Annotated in this window: 7 protein-coding genes and 1 pseudogene; 4 read left to right on the top strand and 4 right to left on the bottom strand. The window is 60.1% G+C overall.

Features of this window, described 5'->3' with window-relative positions; translation table 11 throughout:
• The first annotated feature begins 151 nt into the window (after positions 1 to 151).
• The 3 genes and pseudogenes from PG883_RS21965 to PG883_RS21955 all read left to right on the top strand — a co-directional run bounded on the left by PG883_RS21965 (position 152) and on the right by PG883_RS21955 (position 3,930).
• Entirely contained in the window at positions 152 to 1,237 is a 1,086-nt protein-coding gene (locus PG883_RS21965; RefSeq protein WP_270808179.1) for a tryptophanase, read from the top strand.
• A 70-nt stretch (positions 1,238 to 1,307) separates the two neighbouring features.
• Positions 1,308 to 2,522 carry an aromatic amino acid transporter gene (locus PG883_RS21960; RefSeq protein WP_202040450.1) on the top strand — a complete coding sequence of 405 codons (1,215 nt, stop codon included), beginning with the start codon at positions 1,308 to 1,310 and terminating at the stop codon, positions 2,520 to 2,522.
• A 198-nt stretch (positions 2,523 to 2,720) separates the two neighbouring features.
• Positions 2,721 to 3,930 (top strand): annotated as a pseudogene (locus tag PG883_RS21955) (aromatic amino acid transporter).
• A gap of 93 nt (positions 3,931 to 4,023) precedes the next feature.
• Here the strand turns inward: PG883_RS21955 and PG883_RS21950 are convergent.
• Positions 4,024 to 4,428, bottom strand: coding sequence for a hypothetical protein (locus PG883_RS21950; RefSeq protein WP_010672394.1), 405 nt, complete (start codon positions 4,426 to 4,428; stop codon positions 4,024 to 4,026).
• A gap of 104 nt (positions 4,429 to 4,532) precedes the next feature.
• Between PG883_RS21950 and PG883_RS21945 the strand changes: the two genes are divergently transcribed.
• Positions 4,533 to 4,709: a hypothetical protein gene (locus tag PG883_RS21945; protein WP_154676073.1), complete on the top strand. Its 177-nt coding sequence runs from the start codon at positions 4,533 to 4,535 to the stop codon at positions 4,707 to 4,709.
• 57 nt (positions 4,710 to 4,766) lie between these two features.
• On the opposite strand, the gene PG883_RS21940 is transcribed toward PG883_RS21945, so the two are convergent.
• The 3 genes from PG883_RS21940 to PG883_RS21930 form a co-directional block, all read right to left on the bottom strand.
• Entirely contained in the window at positions 4,767 to 5,540 is a 774-nt protein-coding gene (locus tag PG883_RS21940) for a hypothetical protein (RefSeq protein WP_270808176.1), read from the bottom strand.
• A 165-nt stretch (positions 5,541 to 5,705) separates the two neighbouring features.
• Complete coding sequence (locus tag PG883_RS21935) at positions 5,706 to 6,470, bottom strand: EAL domain-containing protein (protein ID WP_270808174.1); 765 nt, start codon at positions 6,468 to 6,470, stop codon at positions 5,706 to 5,708.
• Between the two features lie 226 nt (positions 6,471 to 6,696).
• Positions 6,697 to 7,323, bottom strand: coding sequence for a hypothetical protein (locus tag PG883_RS21930; protein WP_270808171.1), 627 nt, complete (start codon positions 7,321 to 7,323; stop codon positions 6,697 to 6,699).
• Positions 7,324 to 7,495: the final 172 nt, after the last annotated feature.

The raw sequence follows: 7,495 nt of genomic DNA, 5'->3' as shown, positions 1-7,495 counted from the left end.
TACTGCTGAATTCACTGTCGGCGAAGGTAAGTTGATGACTCATGATGAACCCTGTTCCATGGCTCCAGATGACAAACATGATCTCATATCAGGGACTTGTTCGCACCTTCCCAAGAAGCGGGAGCAGGAGAAGGGGCTGGATCGCAAGAAGATGGTGGCCCTCTCCAACTACTTCTTCGACACCACCCAGGGCCACACCCAGATCAACTGCTGCGTGGCGAAGAACGTCTACACCAGGGAGGCGTTCGATACCTCGGTCACCGCCGACTTCAAGGGCAACTTCGATCTGGTGAAGCTGGAAGAGGCCATCCTGGAGGCGGGCCCCGCCAACGTGCCCTACATCGTCAGCACCATCACCTGCAACTCCGCCGGGGGGCAGCCGGTCTCCATTGCCAACCTGAAGGCGGTGTACGAGATCGCCAGAAAGTACGACATCCCGGTCATCATGGACTCCGCCCGCTTCGCCGAGAATGCCTACTTCATCCAGCAGCGGGAGCCCGGCTACGCGAACTGGACCATCGAGGAGATCACCAGGGAGTCCTACAAGTACGCCGACGGCCTCGCCATGTCGGCGAAGAAGGATGCCATGGTGCAGATGGGGGGGCTGCTGTGCTTCAAGGATGACAGCATGCTGGACGTCTACACCGAGTGCCGCACCCTGTGCGTGGTGCAGGAGGGCTTCCCGACCTATGGCGGCCTGGAAGGGGGCGCCATGGAGCGCCTGGCGGTGGGCCTGCGGGACGGCATGCGCCAGGACTGGCTGGCCTATCGCATCGGCCAGGTGCAGTACCTGGTGGACGGGCTGGAGGCCATCGGCGTGGTGTGCCAGCAGGCAGGGGGCCATGCGGCCTTCGTGGATGCGGGCAAGCTGCTGCCCCACATCCCGGCGGATCAGTTCCCGGCCCACGCCCTGGCCTGCGAGCTCTACAAGGTCGCCGGCATCCGGGCGGTGGAGATAGGTTCCCTGCTGCTGGGGCGCGACCCCGCCACCGGCAAGCAGCACCCCTGCCCGGCGGAGCTGCTGCGCCTGACCATTCCCCGTGCCACCTATACCCAGACCCACATGGACTTTGTCATCGAGGCCTTCGGCGAGGTGAAGAAGAACGCCCACCGGGTGAAGGGGCTCGACTTCATTTACGAGCCGGCCGTGCTGCGCCACTTCACCGCCAGACTGAAAGAGGTCGAGCATAACGACCCGTCAGCCGGCAAGACGCAGAAAAAATTGATAGAAGCATAACGAGTCAGGGGCACAGATTTTTCTGTGCCCTTTTTTTTCACTGCTCTGTGAAAGATTTGGAGTGACACACATGACATCAACACCGTCCGTCATCGGAGGGGCCTGCATCATTGCCAGCGTCTGTGTCGGTGCCGGCATGCTGGGGCTGCCGAGCGCGGGAGCCGGGGCCTGGACCAGCTGGTCAACCCTCGCCATCATTCTCACCATGGTCATCATGACGGTTTCAGGCTGGATGCTGCTGGAAGCCCTGAAACCCTACGCATTGACTGCCTCCTTCAACTCGGTGACCAAGGATCTGCTCGGTCGCAGGATCAATCTCTTCAACAACCTCACCGTCTATTTCGTGGGCGGCATTTTGCTCTATGCCTATATCACCTCGTCGGGTCTCATCCTGGGCGGCCTGCTGGGCATCAATAGCCAGCTGGCCTCGGTGTTGTTTGTGCTGGTGTTCTCCTGGTTTGTCTGGCATTCGACCCGGGCGGTGGACAGGATTTCGGTCGTCCTGATCGTCTTTATGGTGCTGAGCTTCGTGTTCGGGGTCTCCGGGCTTGCCAGCAAGGTCGACACCGCCAAGCTGTTCAACTCCTTTGCCGAGGAGCTGGGCCGCGCCCCTTACGCCCTGGCCATGTTGCCGGTGGCGCTCACCTCGTTTGGCTATCACCATTCGGTGGCATCGATGCGCGCCTATTACGGTGAGGAGCAGAAAGCCAGGCAGGCGATCCTGGGGGGCACCCTGATCGCCCTGGCGCTCTATCTGCTGTGGCTGCTCAGCATCTTCGGCAACCTGCCTCGTCCCGCCTTCGGCCCCGTCATCGCCAAGGGGGGCGACGTGGATGTGCTGCTCGGGGCGCTGGCCTCGGTGATAGAGTCCAGGCAGGTCTCCCAGGCCATCAACCTCTTCTCCATGGCGGCCATCCTCTCCTCCTTCATCGGGGTGGGGCTCGGGGTGTTCGACTATCTGGCGGATCTGTTCCGGTTCGACAACAGCCGCCGGGGGCGGGCCAAATCCTGGGCGGTGACCTTCCTGCCCCCCCTGGCGCTCTCCCTGATCTTCCCGTTCGGCTTCGTGGTGGCCATCGGCTATGCCGGGGCTGCGGCGACCGTCTGGGCCTGCATCATCCCTGCCCTGCTGGCGAAGAAGTCCCGGGAGCTGGCCCCGGACGAGGCGGGGTTCAAGGCCCCCGGCGGCCAGCCCATGGTGGTGGCCGTCATCGTCTTCGGGGTGCTTACCGCCATCTTCCACCTGATGGCCATGGCGGGTCTGCTGCCCGTCTACACCGGCTGACCCTGGTGTGCTGAACCTGGCCCCATCCCGAGCATATTCCACGGATGGGGCGCAGGATCCGGCCCGTTTCCCCCCATTTTCCCTCCGGATTTGATACCCGAAGGCATGCAGGGTAAAGTCCCCCGGCGCCAGCAGTGGCGAACGCAGGAGAAGCACGGCGGTGTGCCGTGACCAGTCGACAATCCGTTTGGGGGAGTAATGGAACAGAAACCATCGTTGGTGGGCGGGGCATGCATCATTGCCGGCGTCTGTGTGGGGGCCGGCATGCTGGGGCTGCCGAGTGCGGGGGCGGGCGCCTGGACCCTCTGGTCCATGCTCGCGGTGGCACTGACCATGGTGGTGATGACGGTCTCCGGTTGGATGCTGCTGGAGTCCTATCGGGGCTATCCCCTGCGCGTCTCTTTCGATACCGTGACCCGGGATCTGCTGGGGGAGAAGGTCAACGCCCTCAACAATCTCAGCGTTTATTTCGTCGGCGGCATCCTGCTCTATGCCTACATCACCTCGGCCGGTCTCATCATCGACGGCATGACGGGGATGGGCAGCCAGTGGGCGTCCGTGCTCTTTACCCTGGCCTTCTCCCTGCTGGTGTGGCACTCCACCCGGGCGGTGGACCGCATCTCGGTGTTGCTGGTGATCCTGATGGGGCTGAGCTTTGCCTTCGGCATCTCGGGCCTGTCGATGAACGTGCGCCTCGATCTGCTGCTCGACCGGGTGGGCAGCGAAGTGAGCTACGCTGGTGATGCTGCCGGTGGCGCTCACCTCGTTCGGCTACCACCATTCGGTCTCCTCCATGCGCGCCTACTACGGTGAAGAGCGCCGTGCCAGCCGCGCCATTCTGGGGGGCACCCTGATCGCACTCGCGTTTTACCTCATCTGGCTGGTGAGCGTCTTTGGTAACCTGCCCCGCAGCGAGTTCGGCCCGGTGATCGCAGAGGGGGGCAACGTGGATGCCCTGCTCAAGGCTCTCGGTTCGGTGATCGAGTCCAAGGCGGTGGCCAGCGCCCTCAACGCCTTCTCCATGGCGGCCATCCTCTCCTCCTTCATCGGGGTGGGGCTCGGGGTGTTCGACTACCTGGCGGATCTGTTCAAGTTCGACAACAGCCGGGGTGGCCGCGCCAAGTCCTGGGCGGTGACCTTCCTGCCGCCCCTGGTGCTCTCCTTGCTGTTCCCGTTCGGTTTCCTGGTGGCCATCGGCTATGCGGGCGCCGTAGCGACCCTGTGGACCTGCATCATCCCGCCCCTGCTGGCCTGGAAGGTGCGGGCGGCCCGGCGCGAAGAAGGTGGCGAGGGTTTCCGCGCCCCCGGCGGCCTCTTCATGATCGTCCTGGTGATCCTGTTCGGCGTGCTGACCGCCGCCTTCCACCTGCTCAACATGGTGGACCTGCTGCCCGCCTACAAGGGCTGAGCCGTTACCCGGGTCGCAGTGCCAGCACACAATGACAAAGAAGGAGCCTCATGGGCTCCTTCTTGCTTGTCACACAGGCAATATTGGCGTCGGTTACTGAATGCCGACCGACAGGGAGTGGGGGACCTTGGCGCCTTTACGGGCGGTGGCGCGCATCTGGTAGACCTGGATCAGGTACTTGCCCGACTTGGGCAGGGTGCCTTGCCATTTTGTGTCCACGTTGCCGCCGCCCAGTGCCTCGGCCTGACCCGGGATGGCGCCCGGTGCGAAGACGTTGAAGTTGGCATTGGTGCTGCCGGTGATGGCGACCGTCATGGTCTGGCCTTCTTTGGCGCCCAGGGTGTAGTTGATGGTGTCATAACCGGAGAAGGTGCCGTCAACCTTGGCGCTGTGCGCGCCTTTGGCGAAGTGCACCGGCACCGTGGTCACCTTGTCTGCCGCCTGAACCGAGGCCGCCATCATCATGGCCAGCAAGGCGGCCGTTACTGCTTTTTTCATTATGTATTGCTCCTGTGATCGGGCCCTGGCACGGGCCTCGAGGGGAAGATATGCCTGAACGATGACGCGACTCCATCGAAATGATGAGGCGGTCGGAGTGGGGGATGTTGCAAGATTTGGGGTATGCACAGACGGACATGGTGCCTTTTGGCCGCAAGCCAGATGAACACAAGGTCGATGGGGTTTTATATGGCGAGTTCCCTGATACAGGGGGCGTTTTTGTCAACGTGGTGTTGACGAACAGGGTGCCCGCTGCGGCCATGAGTCTGCGACAGAATTGATCGCCCCGGGTCTCCTGCATGGTCAGGGCGCGGGAAGGCGTGCGGAAAAAGAGGACGTTAAGGTTGGCTGGTGCCCCCAGCCGCCATGGCCTGCTGCTCATAGCGCGCCACCGTGCCGTCCTGCTTCATTTGCCGGATCACGCTGGCAAGGGGGGCCAGCAGATCCTGATGCCGTTCGTGCAGATAGACGTAAGAATCGGCCAGCTCCATCACCCCGGCGGAGTAGATGCCGGCATAGCCCGGGTCCTGGCGCGTCAGGGCGGCCAGGGTCTGGCTGGCAATCAGGGTCTGCTCCACATAGAGGTCACTGCGCCCCTTGAGCAGCTTGCCCATCCCCTGCTCGGCGGTGGCGATGGCAAAGAGCCGGTCCGGTGCCACCACCTTGCCCAGCATCATCTCCGGCAGCTTGGCGCCACGGCGAAACTCGACCCGATAACCGGTGCCCTGCAGGCTGTGCCACCCCTGCAACTGGATCCCGGGCTGGTGGGCATAGGCCTGATAGGAGACGGCGAAATGGGGCTCGGGCACGCGCTGGAGGGTGCGGGTCTGCTGCTGGTAGCTGGCGGCGCGGTGGATCTCGCCATCGACCTGTCCCTGCTCTGCCAGCAGGGGGGCCCGTCCCCCGGGGTAGCCCTGGTACTGGAAGTCATAGCCCAGGCGGGCGAACGCATCCCGATAGATGAGATCGAGCCAGCGACCATAGGGGGACTCCCTGGTTTCAAGGGAGCTCACCAGTGTGATGTTGCCCCTGCCTTGCGCCCCCCATACCTGGAAGGCCAGCAGCAAGAGCAGTGAAAGAGCGAAGAAGCGGTATCCTGAAACCTGCGCCATGGTGTCCCTGTCAGAGCGGTGGTTGCAAAGGGTGACAGTCCTATCCTAGCCCAGGGGGTTGCCCGGTCCAGCGCTTTCTGCCGCCCGCCCGTGGATACCCTCCGGGCCGCCTCCCGTCCCGCCTTGCCCGAATGAACGCCAACCAAGGGAGATGGCCAGCGCCGCTCACAGGCTGGCGAAATCCACCTCGGGCAGGGTTTCGAAGCCGGGGCGGGCAAACAGATAGCCCTGCATCAGGCTGACGCCCATCTCCCGCAGGCAGGCCATCTCGTCGCGGGTCTCGACCCCTTCCGCCAGCGGGGTGATCTGCAACTCCGTAAACAGCGCCAGAGAGTGGCGAACGATGGCTTGCCGGGTCGGGTCATGGTCGATGCCGCGCAGCAGGTGCATATCGAGTTTGACGATGTCGGGGCGAAAATCGGCCAGCAGACTCAGGCCCGAGTAACCGGCGCCAAAGTCATCGATCGCCGTCTTGAAGCCGAGCGCCTGATAGTGATCGACGATGCCGCGAATGTGGCGGTTATCCAGCACCTGCTCCACCTCGGTCAGCTCGAATATGATCTGCTCGATGGGAAAGAGATGCTCGCGGGCCGCCTGCAACGTGGTGCGGATGCAGCGCTCCGGGCGATAGACCGCATTGGGCAGGAAGTTGATGCTCAGCATCCCCTTCATCCCGAGCCGTGCCGCCAGCGCGATGGCCTTGATCCGGCACAGCTGATCGAAGCGGTAGCGGTTGTCGTCGTTGACCCGGTCAATCACGCTCTGCGCCGACTCGTTGTTGAGCCCCCGCACCAGGGCCTCATAGCCGAAGAGGGTGCGCTGGCTGCAATCGACGATGGGCTGGAAGGCCATGGTGAAATCGAAGTCGAGATCCACCTGCTCATGACACTGCTGGCAGAGGGTGGAGGACGGGGCGGCTGGTATATCCATGACGTTCCTCTTGGGCGTGGCGGCGCTGGGCACTGTCTCAAATGATAACAGCTCATCACCCCCCTGTAGGTTCGATTAGCGCAGCGTAATCGGACAATCGAGAGGTTTTGATTACAGTTGTTGCCGTGATTCAGGGGCGGCCAGCCGTAGGGGGAAATCGGTTGGCCGTTATGGCGGGAGAATCCATGTATGCGAACATCCGATTACGCCTGACGGCTAATCGAACCTACGAGCTGAATAGAAATGGAAACTCTTTCGTGCAAAAGTACGTCATCATTTCATATATGAGTAAATCGTCTTGAGTCGTGGAAGAGTGAGTTGCCAAGCATAGAAAAATATTCATTCCTTTATACTTTGAATAAATCAACCATTCACCCGTAAGGTTGTTCTTGTTGGCTCTGTTTTTATAACCTTCAATGACAAACTCATGTGCGAATCGATCTTGCCATCCATGCTTTGATGGATTTATTTCCTCTTCTGCAATTATCTTTTTGCAAAGGGCATCAAATTTTTTGCTGTTTTCGAAATTCAGCCCCCATTCATTTATTATATTTTTCATGATAAATGCGGGGGTTATAAAATGGGATTTATAAAACCCTTGCAATGGAGGATGTTTGAATCTGTTTTCTACGACATGTCGATGGTTTACACCGTCAATCGCCTGCATTAAATCAGTAACTGCAAAGGAGCTAAATTTTCTATTTTTTATTGCATCGGTTAACTGTGAGAAAAGTAAGCTGCTTATTCTCGATTCATGTAAACCATAAAATCCAGCATTGTTTTCTAAATATATAGAAACATCATCATTTGTTATTTTGAAGAGGCTCATTAATTCTGAAGATAACTTGACCATATGTACCCCCATGAACTTTTAATTAACTATATAGATATGATGGCGCTATATAAACAAAAACGGCGCGAATTCAACTCCGAAGTGCAACACCCGCCAAATCAAGCAACCTGTCGTAGTTCATCAAACACGATCTGCGGTTGCCTGAAATCCAAACATTTGCGCGGTCTAAGGT

This window comes from Aeromonas sp. QDB25 (assembly GCF_027707725.1).
GTDB classification, from domain to species: Bacteria; Pseudomonadota; Gammaproteobacteria; order Enterobacterales; family Aeromonadaceae; genus Aeromonas; species Aeromonas caviae.
The sequence above is the reverse complement of the archived record's forward strand: the minus strand, read 5'-3'. Positions and strand labels throughout refer to the sequence as shown.